Source organism: Streptococcus sp. 116-D4, from assembly GCF_009731465.1.
In the GTDB taxonomy this organism is placed as follows: Bacteria; Bacillota; Bacilli; order Lactobacillales; family Streptococcaceae; genus Streptococcus; species Streptococcus pseudopneumoniae_E.
In genome coordinates, this window is record NZ_AP021887.1 from 379,641 (window position 1) to 394,445 (window position 14,805).

The window sequence follows — 14,805 nt, forward strand, 5'->3', positions numbered from 1 at the left end:
TCATTGAGTATAAACACCCTCATTATGAATTGTTAAATTTAATTGGCTACGGTCTTGCCAAGTTTGACAAGCTTTTTATAAAAGAATTTTAATGTTCTAGTAAGTCGGAGTTTTATCGCCATGTGGTTTCTCTGGGAGTTGCTGAAACAACTGGAGTTGTAAAAAATAGAATGGATTTATTTGATCCTTATTTTGAAAATAATCGAAAAGGTTGGTGGCAGAAAGCTGAAGTTTATCGTTTTCGTAAAGATTTAATTGATATTATGTTTGGAAATGAAGATGTTCATAGTTATGCAGAAATCGTTAAAATGTTGCTTGCAAGCGAAGGGAAGAAAACAGGCATAACCATCGTTGAAAAACCAATAGTTCGAACTAAGTTCAAACGTCTACAAGAAACTGGAATGGAGGCAGAGAATTATTTTATCCTTCATTTTGATAAAGAAGAAAGATTCCAAGGTGGACTATTGACCGATGCCCGTATTTATGGTGATGGATATGATTTCCAAGTAGATGTGCAAGATCATTCCTACCTTGCCGAAGTAAAAGAAATTCGAAAACCTAAGGGTCGTATTCGTTTGACTGCCAATGAATTTGAGAAAGCTAAAGAGTTTCAATCAGATTTTATTTTATCTCTAGTCACCAACCTAGATGATATTCCAAAGATAGTGTTAATTGATAATCCTTTAAAACATTTTGAGTTTAAAAAAAATATTATCAAAAATGAAATTATTGAATATAGAAGCTTAGAAGATTTTTATTAGTTCTCCCTTAACCTTTGACTATTCCGCAAAATTATCGTAAAATAAAGAGTAAATGATAAAATGAGGTCAGAGTCTGTTCGCTCTGGCGATAGTAGTAAAAATGAGGAGAAACGCTTTGGAATTAGAAGTATTTGCTGGGCAAGAAAAAAGTGAACTATCTATGATTGAGGTAGCGCGTGCTATCCTGGAGCTTCGTGGTCGCGATCATGAGATGCATTTTAGCGATCTTGTAAACGAAATTCAAAACTACCTTGGAACATCAAACAGCGATATCCGCGAAGCTTTGCCTTTGTTCTACACAGAGTTGAACTTTGACGGTAGCTTCATCTCACTAGGAGACAACAAATGGGGTCTTCGTTCTTGGTATGGTGTAGACGAAATCGACGAAGAAATCATCGCTCTTGAAGAAAGTGACGACGATGAAGTAGCACCAAAAACTAAGAAAAAACGCGTCAATGCCTTTATGGATGGTGATTCAGATGCGATTGATTACAATGCTGATGATCCTGAAGACGAAGATGCATATGAAGCAGATCCAGCTCTGTCATATGATGATGAAAATCCAGATGATGAGAAAAACGAAGTGGAAGCTTATGATGCAGAAATAAACGAAATCGCTCCTGATGACTTGGATGAAGACGTCGATCTCAACGAAGAAGATGATGAGTTTTCAGATGATGACGCTGAAACGAGTGAAGGATAAAAGACTTCACAGAGGAGATCGCCTGATCTCCTTTTTGTTCCTTGAGCAGGTCATCCGTTTGGATGTGGATTTTTAGTTGGTCTTCTGAAAGCAATCTCCTTTTTTCATGCTTTACCAATTCGAGTTGACAAATGTTCTGCTTTAAGGTATCATATTGTTCGGGCACCTCTTTTAGAGGTCGGGGCTCCCTAGTTACTAGGGAGCTATTTTTGTTTTTTCAGGAAGTTTTCTTGAAAAGTCGTTATTCATAAGTGTCTTGTTTTCTATGTCCCCTCGTAGTTAACAAGACCTTGAGCATTTTAGAAAGAGGAATCTATGTCTATGAAATATATTTTTGTAACTGGTGGTGTGGTATCGTCTATTGGGAAAGGGATTGTCGCAGCAAGTCTGGGTCGTCTTTTGAAAAATCGTGGTCTCAAAGTAACCATTCAAAAGTTTGACCCTTATATCAATATCGATCCGGGAACCATGAGTCCTTATCAGCACGGGGAAGTCTTTGTGACAGATGATGGGGCTGAGACAGATTTGGACTTGGGTCACTATGAACGTTTTATCGATATCAACCTCAACAAATACTCCAACGTGACAACTGGTAAAATTTACAGTGAAGTTCTCCGTAAGGAACGCCGTGGAGAGTATTTGGGTGCAACGGTCCAAGTTATTCCTCATATTACAGATGCTTTGAAAGAGAAAATCAAGCGTGCTGCTCTAACGACTGACTCTGACGTTATTATTACAGAGGTTGGTGGAACAGTCGGCGATATCGAGTCACTTCCATTCTTAGAAGCTCTTCGTCAGATGAAGGCAGATGTGGGTGCAGATAATGTCATGTATATCCATACGACCTTGCTTCCCTACCTCAAGGCAGCTGGTGAAATGAAAACCAAACCAACTCAGCATTCTGTCAAAGAATTGCGTGGTCTGGGAATCCAACCAAATATGTTGGTTATTCGTACTGAAGAGCCAGCAGGACAAGGGATTAAAAATAAACTAGCCCAGTTCTGTGATGTGGCGCCAGAAGCAGTTATTGAGTCCTTGGATGTGGATCATCTTTACCAAATCCCACTTAATCTGCAAGCACAAGGCATGGATCAAAACGTCTGTGACCACTTGAAAATAGATGCACCTGCAGCAGATATGACAGAGTGGTCAGCCATGGTGGACAAGGTCATGAACCTGAAAAAACAAGTTAAAATTTCCCTCGTTGGTAAGTATGTGGAGTTGCAAGATGCCTACATCTCAGTAGTCGAAGCCTTAAAACACTCTGGGTATGCCAACGACGCAGAAGTGAAGATCAATTGGATCAATGCCAACGATGTGACAGCAGAGAATGTAGCAGAGCTCTTGTCTGACGCTGATGGAATCATCGTTCCAGGCGGTTTTGGTCAACGTGGGACAGAAGGTAAGATTCAAGCGATTCGCTATGCGCGTGAAAATGATGTTCCAATGTTGGGTGTCTGCTTGGGAATGCAGTTGACCTGTATCGAGTTTGCTCGTCACGTTTTAGGTCTTGAAGGTGCCAATTCTGCAGAGCTTGCACCAGAAACAAAATACCCTATCATTGATATCATGCGTGATCAGATTGACGTTGAGGATATGGGGGGAACCCTTCGCTTGGGACTTTATCCGTCTAAGTTGAAACGTGGCTCTAAGGCAGCAGCTGCTTATCACAATCAAGAAGTGGTGCAACGCCGTCACCGTCACCGCTATGAGTTTAACAACGCCTTCCGTGAGCAGTTTGAGGCAGCAGGCTTTGTCTTCTCAGGAGTTTCTCCAGATAATCGTTTGGTAGAAATCGTGGAAATTCCAGAAAATAAATTCTTTGTAGCGTGTCAGTATCACCCTGAACTGTCAAGCCGTCCAAATCGTCCAGAAGAACTCTACACTGCCTTTGTGACTGCAGCAGTTGAGAACAGCAATTAGCAAAATCAGAACCTTTGAGAAGAATCTCAGAGGTTTTTTGATTCCTTCAAAAAATTCTTGGCAACTCAGGCGCTTGGCAATAAGGATAAGCGGTCCTCTCTCCTCATTGAGGGAAAGGGATTTTCCCTGTCTAGATACGGCTTCCCTATTTGTCCTAAAGCCTTTTTTGTGTTAAAATGAATGGTATGAAAGCTAAAAAAATGTGGATGACAGGTCTGGCTCTGCTTGGCATTGGGAGCCTTGCACTTGCTACGAAAAAAGTTGCAGATGACCGTAAGTTTAGGAAGACTCAGGAAGAGTTGACAGAGATTGTGCGAGATCATTTTTCAGACATGGGGGAAATTGCGACCCTCTATGTTCAAGTTTATGAAAGCAGTCTAGAGAGCTTGGTTGGTGGCGTCATTTTTGAGGATGGTCGTCATTATACCTTTGTCTATGAAAATGAAGACCTGGTCTATGAGGAGGAAGTCTTATGATACAACCAGCAAGTATAGAAGAATTGGCATCTTTAGTAGAAAAAGATGGTAAGAAGGTTTTCCTTTTTGTGGCAGACTGGTGTGGCGATTGTCGCTATATCTATCCTGCCTTGCCAGAGATTGAAGAGACCAATCCAGAGTTCACCTTTATTCGAGTGGACCGAGACCAGTATATGGATTTGGCTAAACTCTGGGATGTTTACGGAATTCCTAGCCTTGTTGTTCTAGAAAAGGACAAGGAAATCGGCCGTTTTGTCAATCGTGACCGTAAAAGCAAACAACAAATTAATGACTTTTTAGCAGGACTGAAATAGGAGAAAAGGAAACAATGATTTTTACATATAACAAAGAACATGTCGGTGATGTCCTTATGGTCATCGTGAAAAACAGCGGCGATGCCAAACTGGATGTGGAGCGCAAAGGCAAGGTAGCCCGTGTTTTTCTCAAAGATAATGGAGATACAGTGGCTTGGAATATTTTTGAAGTTTCAAGTTTGTTTGAAATTGCAGAGCGCGGTCAAGTCTTTTTATCAGATGAGCAAGTCGCTCGTTTGAACCAAGAGTTGCAAGCGGCAGGTTTTACAGAAGAAATTATCAATGACAAAGAGCCTAAGTTTGTTGTCGGTGAAATTGTCGAGATGGTAGCTCATCCAGATAGTGACCACCTCAATATCTGCCAAGTTGCAGTCGCAAGTGACAAGACAGTGCAAATCGTTGCAGGAGCTCCCAATGCGCGTGTGGGGTTGAAAACCATTGTGGCTCTTCCAGGAGCTATGATGCCCAAAGGCAATCTTATTTTCCCAGGCGAACTTCGTGGTGAAAAGAGTTTTGGCATGATGTGTAGCCCTCGTGAATTGCACCTCCCAAATGCTCCTCAAAAACGTGGGGTGCTTGAGTTATCAGAGGATCAAGTTGTCGGAACTCCATTTGACCCAGCTAAGCACTGGACTGCCTAAGAAGTTGTTAGTATCTGAACCACCAGCTAGAAGGAAATAAGATGGCAAAAAATGTAGTGATTACTGGGGCTACCTCAGGAATTGGTGAAGCGATTGCGCGTGCTTATCTGGAGCAGGCTGAGAATGTTGTTTTAACAGGACGACGGACAGATAGACTAGAAGCTCTTAAGTCGGAGTTTGCAGAGACCTTCCCAAATCAAACAGTTTGGACTTTCCCGCTAGATGTCACGAATATGACCATGGTGAAGACTGTTTGCTCCAATATTCTAGAAACGATAGGTCAGATTGATATCTTGGTCAACAACGCTGGACTGGCTCTAGGTTTAGCACCCTATCAGGATTATGAAGAGTTGGATATGTTGACCATGCTGGATACCAATGTTAAGGGTTTGATGGCAGTTACTCGCTGTTTCTTGCCAGCAATGGTAAAAGCCAATCAAGGACATATCATCAATATGGGCTCAACCGCAGGAATTTATGCCTATGCAGGTGCCGCTGTTTACTCAGCCACCAAGGCGGCAGTTAAGACCTTTTCAGATGGTCTGCGAATTGATACCATCGCAACGGATATCAAGATAACAACCATTCAGCCTGGAATTGTCGAAACAGATTTCTCAACGGTACGTTTTCACGGTGACAAAGAGCGAGCTGCGTCCGTTTACCAAGGAATAGAAGCCTTGCAAGCCCAGGATATTGCAGACACGGTGGTCTATGTGACCAGTCAACCGCTCCGTGTTCAGATTACAGATATGACCATTATGGCCAATCAACAGGCGACAGGTTTCATGGTTCATAAAAAATAAAAAATTTCCTCGAAAAGTTACAAATTTCTGTAACTTTTTTTGATTTCCTACGAATAGATAAGTAGGAGGAAAAAATATGTATAATAAAGTTATCTTAATCGGACGCTTGACGTCTACACCAGAATTGCACAAAACCAACAATGACAAGTCAGTAGCGCGAGCAACTATCGCTGTGAACCGTCGTTACAAAGACCAAAATGGGGAGCGTGAAGCTGACTTTGTCAATATAGTTCTATGGGGCAGACTAGCAGAAACTTTGGCCAGCTACGCAACCAAAGGTAGTCTCATTTCAGTGGATGGAGAATTACGTACCCGTCGTTTTGAGAAAAATGGTCAAATGAACTACGTGACCGAAGTACTTGTTACAGGATTCCAACTCTTGGAAAGTCGTGCCCAACGTGCTATGCGAGAAAATAACGCAGGGCAGGATTTGGCAGATTTGGTCCTGGAAGAGGAAGAATTACCATTTTAAACATTGAAAAGTCTGAGTTGGTCTCAGGCTTTTTATCTTGCCAAAGTCAGACTTTTTTCTTGACTATTTCTGACCAAGTGATACAATAGAACTATGAATTAGCACTCAGGTATAAAGAGTGCTAATACTATCTATCTCATTATGGAGGAAATCAGATGTTGAAACCATTAGGGGACCGTGTGGTCTTAAAAGTAGAAGAAAAAGAACAAACTGTTGGAGGCTTTGTCCTTGCAGGCTCAGCCCAAGAAAAAACAAAAACAGCCAAAGTTGTAGCTACTGGACAAGGTGTTCGTACCTTGAATGGTGACTTGGTTGCTCCAAGTGTTAAAGCTGGAGACCGTGTATTAGTTGAAGCTCACGCAGGTCTTGATGTCAAAGACGGCGATGAGAAATACATCATCGTAGGTGAAGCTAACATCTTGGCTATCATTGAAGAATAGAAGGAGAAAGTAAGTATGTCAAAAGAAATTAAATTTTCATCAGATGCCCGTTCAGCTATGGTTCGTGGTGTCGATATCCTTGCAGATACTGTTAAAGTAACCTTGGGACCAAAAGGTCGTAACGTTGTGTTGGAAAAATCATTTGGCTCACCCTTGATTACCAATGATGGTGTGACTATTGCCAAAGAAATTGAATTAGAAGACCATTTTGAAAATATGGGTGCCAAATTGGTATCAGAAGTAGCTTCAAAAACCAATGATATTGCAGGTGATGGGACTACAACTGCAACTGTTTTGACCCAAGCAATTGTCCGTGAAGGAATCAAAAACGTCACAGCAGGTGCCAATCCAATCGGCATTCGTCGTGGGATTGAAACAGCAGTTGCCACAGCTGTAGAAGCCTTGAAAAACAACGCCATCCCTGTTGCCAACAAAGAAGCAATCGCTCAGGTTGCTGCCGTTTCTTCTCGTTCCGAAAAAGTAGGTGAATACATCTCTGAAGCCATGGAAAAAGTAGGCAAAGACGGAGTCATCACTATCGAAGAGTCACGTGGTATGGAAACAGAGCTTGAAGTCGTAGAAGGAATGCAGTTCGATCGTGGTTACCTTTCACAGTACATGGTGACAGATAGCGAAAAAATGGTGGCTGACCTTGAAAATCCGTACATTTTAATCACTGACAAGAAAATTTCAAATATCCAAGAAATCTTGCCACTTCTAGAAAGTATCCTTCAAAGTAGCCGTCCGCTCTTGATTATTGCGGATGACGTTGATGGCGAAGCTCTTCCAACTCTTGTTTTGAATAAGATTCGTGGAACTTTCAATGTAGTTGCTGTTAAGGCACCTGGTTTTGGTGACCGTCGCAAAGCCATGCTTGAAGACATTGCTATCTTGACAGGCGGAACAGTTATCACAGAAGACCTTGGTCTTGAGTTGAAAGATGCGACAATTGAAGCTCTTGGTCAAGCAGCTAGAGTAACAGTGGACAAAGATAGCACTGTTATCGTAGAAGGTGCTGGAAATCCTGAAGCGATTTCTCACCGTGTTGCGGTTATCAAGTCTCAAATCGAAACCACAACTTCTGAATTTGACCGTGAAAAATTGCAAGAGCGCTTGGCAAAATTGTCAGGTGGTGTTGCAGTCATCAAGGTCGGAGCCGCAACTGAAACTGAGTTGAAAGAAATGAAACTCCGCATTGAAGATGCCCTCAACGCTACTCGTGCAGCCGTGGAAGAAGGAATCGTTGCTGGTGGTGGTACTGCCCTTGTAAATGTTATCCCTGCCGTAGCTGATTTGGAGTTGACAGGAGACGAAGCAACGGGCCGCAATATTGTTCTCCGTGCTTTGGAAGAACCTGTTCGTCAGATCGCCCACAATGCAGGATTTGAAGGGTCTATCGTTATCGATCGTTTGAAAAATGCCGAGCTTGGTACAGGTTTCAACGCAGCAACTGGCGAGTGGGTTAACATGATTGAAGAGGGAATTATAGATCCTGTTAAGGTTAGCCGTTCAGCCCTACAAAATGCAGCGTCTGTAGCCAGCTTGATATTGACAACAGAAGCAGTCGTAGCCAATAAACCAGAACCAGTAGCTCCGGCTCCAGCAATGGATCCAAGCATGATGGGAGGCATGATGTAAGCTTTCTGTAGAAAATAACTTATAAACATCACAAAAGGAGGGAATGATTAACCCTCCTTTTTATGCTATTCACTTCTAAACTGATTTGAGCTCTCCTAACTTATATGATAAAATAAGACTAGAAAAAGGAGAAGAACATGATCGATATAGAAGAAATTCTGAGCAAGATGAACCCCAATCAGAAGATTAATTATGACCGTGTCATGCAGAAGATGGTACAAGTATGGGAGAAAAATGAGCAACGGCCAACCATTCTCATGCATGTTTGTTGTGCCCCTTGTAGCACCTATACTCTAGAATATTTGACAAAGTATGCAGATGTGACCATCTATTTTGCCAATTCTAATATCCATCCCAAGGCAGAATACCATAAGCGGGCTTACGTCACCAAGAAATTTGTCAGTGATTTCAATGAGCGGACAGGAAATACGGTCCAGTATCTAGAAGCTCCTTATGAACCTAACGAATATCGTAAACTGGTTCGAGGTTTGGAAGAAGAGCCAGAAGGAGGCGACCGTTGCAAGGTTTGCTTTGACTATCGACTGGATAAGACAGCGCAAGTGGCTATGGACTTGGGTTTTGACTACTTTGGCTCAGCCTTGACCATCAGCCCTCATAAGAATTCTCAAACCATTAACAGTATCGGAATTGATGTGCAAAAAATTTATACAACCCACTATCTTCCAAGTGATTTCAAGAAAAATCAAGGCTACAAGCGTTCAGTTGAGATGTGTGAAGAGTATGATATCTATCGTCAATGTTATTGTGGATGCGTCTATGCAGCCCAAGCCCAGAATATTGACCTGGTTCAAGTGAAGAAGGACGCCACAGCATTTCTGCTTGATAAGGATGTTGAAAAAGACTATTCCCACATCAAATTTACAGTGACTAAATTAGATATATAAGAATAAGCCCAGCTGCAAAGCTGGGTTTTTAAAATAAAAAACCAGGGCCTTGACCCCAGTTTGACAACTTTACCGATTCTTTAGTTCTACATAGCGCTTGTACCAAATGTTGACATAGGCTTCTGAGAAAGGACCTCGCTCATTGTTAATCCAATCAACAAGAATCTTAACATGCTCTTTCAGAATATAGTCTAGATCAGAAGAATACTTCATTTTACGTTTGTGACGCTCGTACTCTTCAACGTCCAAGAGACGTTTTTCCCCATCTGTAAAAATTTTAACATCCAAATCGTAATCAATATACTTTAGTGCTTCTTCATCCAGATAGTAGGGGCTAGCCATATTGCAATAGTAGGAAATTCCATTATCACGAATCATAGCGATAATATTAAACCAATATTTCTTGTGAAAGTAAACAATAGCCGGTTCTCGAGTGACCCAACGACGACCGTCACTTTCGGTAACAAGTGTGTGGTCGTTGACGCCGATAATAGCGTTCTCTGTTGTTTTTAGTACCATGGTGTCCCGCCAAGTACGGTGGAGACTCCCATCATGCTTATAACTTTGAATTGTAATAAAGTCGCCTTCTTTTGGAAGTTTCATAACTAACCAACTTTCTACAATTTATAAGTTTATCGTTTACTATTGTACCATAAAATTACCTAAAATCTGTAAATTTTACGTGAAAATATTAAAGATATTCTCTGAGAGCGCTGGCTATATCCGAAAAATCGTAGCCTTTTCGAGCTAAAACTTGAGTTAAACGCTGTTTAAGTTCGTATCCCTCATATTTGCGAGTATACTTAGCATATTGCTTGTCAAGTTCCTTGAAGATGAGTTCCTGAGTCGTTTCTTGGTCAACTTGACTATCCAATTCGTCAAAGGCACTTTTAGCATCAGAATAGGAAAACCCCTTGTTGGTCAGATTTTGGATTATCTTATCTTGCAAGGCACGAGCTGGAAGTTTTCCCTCATATTTTTTCAATAGTTTATTAGCTACACGTTGAGCAACTTCAGAAAAATCAAATTCTTTCAAGTTCTCTTCTATAGTAGATTTTGAAATCCCTTTTTGTGCTAATTTCTGAGTCAGTACATAAGGCCCCTTATCTCCTGAAAGTTGATTGGCATTGGCGATAGCATAAGCGTACTGGGCATCATTAATCCAATTATCCTCTTTGAGGTTAGCAATGACTTGTGAAATTATGTTTCCATCAATATCGTATTTTTTCAAATATTCTCTGACTTCTTTTTCAGTGCGAGCTTTAAAGGATAAGTGGTAGAGGGCTAGATTCTTACCATAAGAAAATTGGGCAAAGTCCTGAATCTCTTTTAATTCTTCTTCGCTTATCACCTTATCTCTCGATAACATAAAACGAACAATAGTATCTTCAGTAATGTAGCATTTGTTGTCATTATCAAGCTCCATCAGATAGAGCCTTTTTTTCTTTTCAAGTTTTGTGATTTTCATATTTTCCTCTTACCCAAATGCTTCGAAGGCAGCAACGAGTCGAAGTTTGTTGCTATCAACCAGCTCTCTCCCGTAATAGTCGAGAAAAAGCTCAGCATATTTGGGATCTTTTAAGTTGTAATTGAGGGACCAAATTGCCCAAAAGAGATCGATATGCCGATCACTGAAATCAGCCAAACCAAGATCAATGAAGCAAGAGAAATGGCTAGCATCTTTTAGAATAAAGTTCGGTAGACAGGCGTCCCCGTGAATGAAGGCATCTGTCTTTAAAAGGTGCCCTTGTTCTTGTATGAGTTGGAAGGCCTCTTTGCGACTGTTAATATGGAATTGGGGTAGGAGTGCTTTGGCGTAGAACTCCCCTTTTTCATAGTTTTTAAAGGCTCTGTCTTTATAGGTCTGTAAATGATTTTCTGATGGAAAATTGTGTGGGTTTAAGTTGTGAAGCTTTTTAAGAGCCTCTGCCATTGTTCGGCAGATTTTTTCTGGTTGGTCTAAAAAAGCGAGAGCATCATGACCAATAGCCTCTTTAGTCAGGAAGTAGTCTTTATCTGTAGATAAATAGTGGATGACTGGAGTTCCCAGTCCTTTGGTTTCAAACCACCTTGCAATGCTAGCTTCTCGCTCTAAACTCCCATTTTGATCTATTTTTAAATAGTAACCTGAGTCAAGATAAAGGACCCTTGCGCCTGAATGAGAAGAGCTGTCAGAAAGGCTCGACCCCTCTATATAAGTTCGTAATTGCGCAGGAAAATCCAATGAGGAAAAAGATATCTTTGTATTCATGGTTTTATTGTAACATATTCTTAACCATTGGGGAACTACGTGGTATAATAGACTTATGAATCTAAAAGTCAAACAAAAAATTCCATTAAAAATCAAGCGCATGGGAATTAATGGTGAGGGAATCGGTTTTTATCAAAAAACATTAGTCTTTGTGCCTGGTGCTCTAAAAGGAGAAGATATCTATTGTCAGATTACTTCTATTAAACGTAACTTTGTAGAAGCAAAATTACTGAAGGTCAACAAGAAGTCTAAATTTCGTGTTGTGCCAGCATGTACTATTTACAATGAGTGCGGAGGCTGCCAAATCATGCACCTACATTATGATAAACAGCTAGAGTTCAAGACGGACTTACTTCATCAAGCGCTGAAAAAATTTGCTCCTGCAGGATATGAAAACTATGAAATCCGTCCAACTATTGGAATGCAGGAGCCAAAGTACTACCGTGCTAAGTTACAATTTCAGACTCGAAAATTTAAAAATCAGGTCAAGGCAGGTCTGTATGCACAAAACTCTCATTATTTGGTAGAGTTGAAAGACTGCCTAGTACAAGATAAGGAAACCCAAGTGATTGCTAATCGCCTAGCAGATTTGCTTACTTATCACCAGATTCCAATCACGGATGAGAGAAAAGTTCTAGGTGTTAGGACTATTATGGTTCGACGAGCAAGAAAGACTGGACAGGTTCAGATTATTATTGTTACAAATCGTCAGCTTAATTTAACCCAACTAGTAAAAGACTTGCTTAAAGATTTTCCAGAGGTTGTGACAGTAGCTGTGAATACAAATACAGCTAAAACCAGTGAGATTTATGGTGAAAAGACAGAGATTATCTGGGGAAAAGAGAGTATTCAAGAAGGTGTACTCGATTATGAATTCTCACTATCTCCTCGTGCTTTCTATCAACTAAATCCTGAACAAACAGAAGTTCTTTATAACGAGGCGGTAAAAGCCTTGGATGTTACTAAAGAAGACCATTTGATTGACGCTTATTGTGGAGTTGGAACGATTGGATTTGCCTTTGCAAAGAAAGTTAAAACACTTAGAGGTATGGATATTATTCCCGAAGCTATTGAAGATGCCAAGCGAAACGCTAAAAAAATGGGATTTGACAATACTCATTATGAAGCTGGAACAGCAGAGGACATTATTCCTCGATGGTATCAGGAAGGCTACCGAGCAGATGCTCTGATCGTGGATCCACCACGTACAGGTCTGGACGATAAGTTATTAGATACTATTCTTACCTATGTACCAGAAAAAATGGTCTATATTTCTTGCAATGTTTCGACCTTGGCTCGTGATTTAGTACGCTTAGTAGAAGTCTATGATCTCCATTATATCCAGTCGGTCGATATGTTCCCACATACAGCTCGAACTGAAGCTGTTGTAAAATTAATTAAAAAAGTTTAAAAAAGGTGTTGACAAAGTTTAAAAAGTCGGTATAATAGTAAGAGTTGAAAATAGCAACTCCGGTCCGTTGGTCAAGGGGTTAAGACACCGCCTTTTCACGGCGGTAACACGGGTTCGAATCCCGTACGGACTATGGTATGTTGCAGTTGAAACACTTGATGAAAAAAATTAAAAAAAGTTTCAAAAAAGTGTTGACAAGCGAAAGCGGCTGTGATATACTAATATAGTTGTCGCTTGAGATAAGCGAGTGACAAAGACCTTTGAAAACTGAACAAGACGAACCAATGTGCAGGGCACTACAACTAAGGTTGTAGTACTGAACAATGAAAAAACAATAAATCTGTCAGTGACAGAAATGAGTGAGAACTCAAACTTTTAATGAGAGTTTGATCCTGGCTCAGGACGAACGCTGGCGGCGTGCCTAATACATGCAAGTAGAACGCTGAAGGAGGAGCTTGCTCTTTCCGGATGAGTTGCGAACGGGTGAGTAACGCGTAGGTAACCTGCCTGGTAGTGGGGGATAACTATTGGAAACGATAGCTAATACCGCATAACAGTAGATGTTGCATGACATTTGCTTAAAAGGTGCAATTGCATCACTACCAGATGGACCTGCGTTGTATTAGCTAGTTGGTGAGGTAACGGCTCACCAAGGCAACGATACATAGCCGACCTGAGAGGGTGATCGGCCACACTGGGACTGAGACACGGCCCAGACTCCTACGGGAGGCAGCAGTAGGGAATCTTCGGCAATGGACGGAAGTCTGACCGAGCAACGCCGCGTGAGTGAAGAAGGTTTTCGGATCGTAAAGCTCTGTTGTAAGAGAAGAACGAGTGTGAGAGTGGAAAGTTCACACTGTGACGGTATCTTACCAGAAAGGGACGGCTAACTACGTGCCAGCAGCCGCGGTAATACGTAGGTCCCGAGCGTTGTCCGGATTTATTGGGCGTAAAGCGAGCGCAGGCGGTTAGATAAGTCTGAAGTTAAAGGCTGTGGCTTAACCATAGTACGCTTTGGAAACTGTTTAACTTGAGTGCAAGAGGGGAGAGTGGAATTCCATGTGTAGCGGTGAAATGCGTAGATATATGGAGGAACACCGGTGGCGAAAGCGGCTCTCTGGCTTGTAACTGACGCTGAGGCTCGAAAGCGTGGGGAGCAAACAGGATTAGATACCCTGGTAGTCCACGCCGTAAACGATGAGTGCTAGGTGTTAGACCCTTTCCGGGGTTTAGTGCCGTAGCTAACGCATTAAGCACTCCGCCTGGGGAGTACGACCGCAAGGTTGAAACTCAAAGGAATTGACGGGGGCCCGCACAAGCGGTGGAGCATGTGGTTTAATTCGAAGCAACGCGAAGAACCTTACCAGGTCTTGACATCCCTCTGACCGCTCTAGAGATAGAGTTTTCCTTCGGGACAGAGGTGACAGGTGGTGCATGGTTGTCGTCAGCTCGTGTCGTGAGATGTTGGGTTAAGTCCCGCAACGAGCGCAACCCTTATTGTTAGTTGCCATCATTCAGTTGGGCACTCTAACGAGACTGCCGGTAATAAACCGGAGGAAGGTGGGGATGACGTCAAATCAGCATGCCCCTTATGACCTGGGCTACACACGTGCTACAATGGCTGGTACAACGAGTCGCAAGCCGGTGACGGCAAGCTAATCTCTTAAAGCCAGTCTCAGTTCGGATTGTAGGCTGCAACTCGCCTACATGAAGTCGGAATCGCTAGTAATCGCGGATCAGCACGCCGCGGTGAATACGTTCCCGGGCCTTGTACACACCGCCCGTCACACCACGAGAGTTTGTAACACCCGAAGTCGGTGAGGTAACCTTTTAGGAGCCAGCCGCCTAAGGTGGGATAGATGATTGGGGTGAAGTCGTAACAAGGTAGCCGTATCGGAAGGTGCGGCTGGATCACCTCCTTTCTAAGGATAAGGAACTGCGCATTGGTCTTGTTTAGTCTTGAGAGGTCTTGTGGGGCCTTAGCTCAGCTGGGAGAGCGCCTGCTTTGCACGCAGGAGGTCAGCGGTTCGATCCCGCTAGGCTCCATTGGTGAGAGATCACCAAGTA

Annotated in this window: 14 protein-coding genes, 2 tRNA genes, 1 rRNA gene and 1 pseudogene; 15 read left to right on the forward strand and 3 right to left on the reverse strand. The window is 42.1% G+C overall.

Features of this window, described 5'->3' with window-relative positions; translation table 11 throughout:
• The first annotated feature begins 2 nt into the window (after positions 1-2).
• The 11 genes and pseudogenes from UKS_RS01960 (at position 3) to UKS_RS02010 (ending at position 9,076) form a co-directional block, all read left to right on the forward strand.
• A pseudogene (locus UKS_RS01960) lies at positions 3-761 on the forward strand (DUF3883 domain-containing protein).
• A 115-nt stretch (positions 762-876) separates the two neighbouring features.
• Positions 877-1,464 (forward strand): DNA-directed RNA polymerase subunit delta, encoded by a 588-nt coding sequence (gene rpoE / locus UKS_RS01965; RefSeq protein ID WP_049494940.1) that lies wholly within the window; start codon positions 877-879, stop codon positions 1,462-1,464.
• A gap of 315 nt (positions 1,465-1,779) precedes the next feature.
• The gene (locus UKS_RS01970) at positions 1,780-3,387 is read left to right on the forward strand and encodes a CTP synthase (RefSeq protein WP_156011611.1); all 1,608 of its coding nucleotides are present in this window, start codon (positions 1,780-1,782) and stop codon (positions 3,385-3,387) included.
• A 176-nt stretch (positions 3,388-3,563) separates the two neighbouring features.
• Positions 3,564-3,863 carry a DUF4651 domain-containing protein gene (locus tag UKS_RS01975; protein WP_156011613.1) on the forward strand — a complete coding sequence of 100 codons (300 nt, stop codon included), beginning with the start codon at positions 3,564-3,566 and terminating at the stop codon, positions 3,861-3,863.
• Positions 3,860-4,177 (forward strand): thioredoxin family protein, encoded by a 318-nt coding sequence (locus tag UKS_RS01980; protein ID WP_156011615.1) that lies wholly within the window; start codon positions 3,860-3,862, stop codon positions 4,175-4,177. Before UKS_RS01975 ends, UKS_RS01980 begins: the two co-directional genes overlap by 4 nt.
• 14 nt (positions 4,178-4,191) lie before the next feature.
• Entirely contained in the window at positions 4,192-4,818 is a 627-nt protein-coding gene (ytpR, locus tag UKS_RS01985) for a YtpR family tRNA-binding protein (protein WP_156011617.1), read from the forward strand.
• Between the two features lie 41 nt (positions 4,819-4,859).
• Positions 4,860-5,621: an SDR family NAD(P)-dependent oxidoreductase gene (locus tag UKS_RS01990; RefSeq protein WP_156011619.1), complete on the forward strand. Its 762-nt coding sequence runs from the start codon at positions 4,860-4,862 to the stop codon at positions 5,619-5,621.
• Positions 5,622-5,697: 76 nt separating this feature from the next.
• Positions 5,698-6,093, forward strand: a complete 396-nt coding sequence (locus UKS_RS01995; protein ID WP_000282434.1) for a single-stranded DNA-binding protein — start codon at positions 5,698-5,700, stop codon at positions 6,091-6,093.
• Positions 6,094-6,248: 155 nt separating this feature from the next.
• Positions 6,249-6,533 carry a co-chaperone GroES gene (gene groES, locus UKS_RS02000; protein ID WP_049499818.1) on the forward strand — a complete coding sequence of 95 codons (285 nt, stop codon included), beginning with the start codon at positions 6,249-6,251 and terminating at the stop codon, positions 6,531-6,533.
• 15 nt (positions 6,534-6,548) lie between these two features.
• On the forward strand, positions 6,549-8,171 hold the full coding sequence (gene groL / locus UKS_RS02005; RefSeq protein WP_156011621.1) for a chaperonin GroEL: 1,623 nt from the start codon (positions 6,549-6,551) through the stop codon (positions 8,169-8,171).
• A 137-nt stretch (positions 8,172-8,308) separates the two neighbouring features.
• Entirely contained in the window at positions 8,309-9,076 is a 768-nt protein-coding gene (locus UKS_RS02010; protein WP_156011622.1) for an epoxyqueuosine reductase QueH, read from the forward strand.
• A 69-nt stretch (positions 9,077-9,145) separates the two neighbouring features.
• Here UKS_RS02010 and ntdP read toward each other — a convergent pair whose 3' ends face one another.
• The 3 genes from ntdP to UKS_RS02025 all read right to left on the reverse strand — a co-directional run bounded on the left by ntdP (position 9,146) and on the right by UKS_RS02025 (position 11,327).
• Positions 9,146-9,679, reverse strand: coding sequence for a nucleoside tri-diphosphate phosphatase (gene ntdP / locus UKS_RS02015; RefSeq protein ID WP_049494921.1), 534 nt, complete (start codon positions 9,677-9,679; stop codon positions 9,146-9,148).
• Positions 9,680-9,767: 88 nt separating this feature from the next.
• Positions 9,768-10,544 carry a recombination regulator RecX gene (recX, locus tag UKS_RS02020; RefSeq protein WP_156011624.1) on the reverse strand — a complete coding sequence of 259 codons (777 nt, stop codon included), beginning with the start codon at positions 10,542-10,544 and terminating at the stop codon, positions 9,768-9,770.
• 9 nt (positions 10,545-10,553) lie between these two features.
• Positions 10,554-11,327, reverse strand: coding sequence for an aminoglycoside 3'-phosphotransferase (locus UKS_RS02025; RefSeq protein ID WP_156011626.1), 774 nt, complete (start codon positions 11,325-11,327; stop codon positions 10,554-10,556).
• 55 nt (positions 11,328-11,382) lie between these two features.
• On the opposite strand from UKS_RS02025, the gene rlmD reads away from it, so the two are divergent.
• From rlmD to UKS_RS02045, 4 genes are all read left to right on the forward strand, one after another.
• Positions 11,383-12,738 carry a 23S rRNA (uracil(1939)-C(5))-methyltransferase RlmD gene (gene rlmD, locus UKS_RS02030; RefSeq protein ID WP_156011628.1) on the forward strand — a complete coding sequence of 452 codons (1,356 nt, stop codon included), beginning with the start codon at positions 11,383-11,385 and terminating at the stop codon, positions 12,736-12,738.
• Between the two features lie 61 nt (positions 12,739-12,799).
• Positions 12,800-12,871, forward strand: a tRNA-Glu gene (locus tag UKS_RS02035).
• A gap of 241 nt (positions 12,872-13,112) precedes the next feature.
• A 16S ribosomal RNA gene (locus UKS_RS02040) occupies positions 13,113-14,660 on the forward strand.
• 51 nt (positions 14,661-14,711) lie between these two features.
• Positions 14,712-14,784: transfer RNA gene (locus UKS_RS02045), tRNA-Ala, on the forward strand.
• Positions 14,785-14,805 lie beyond the last annotated feature (21 nt).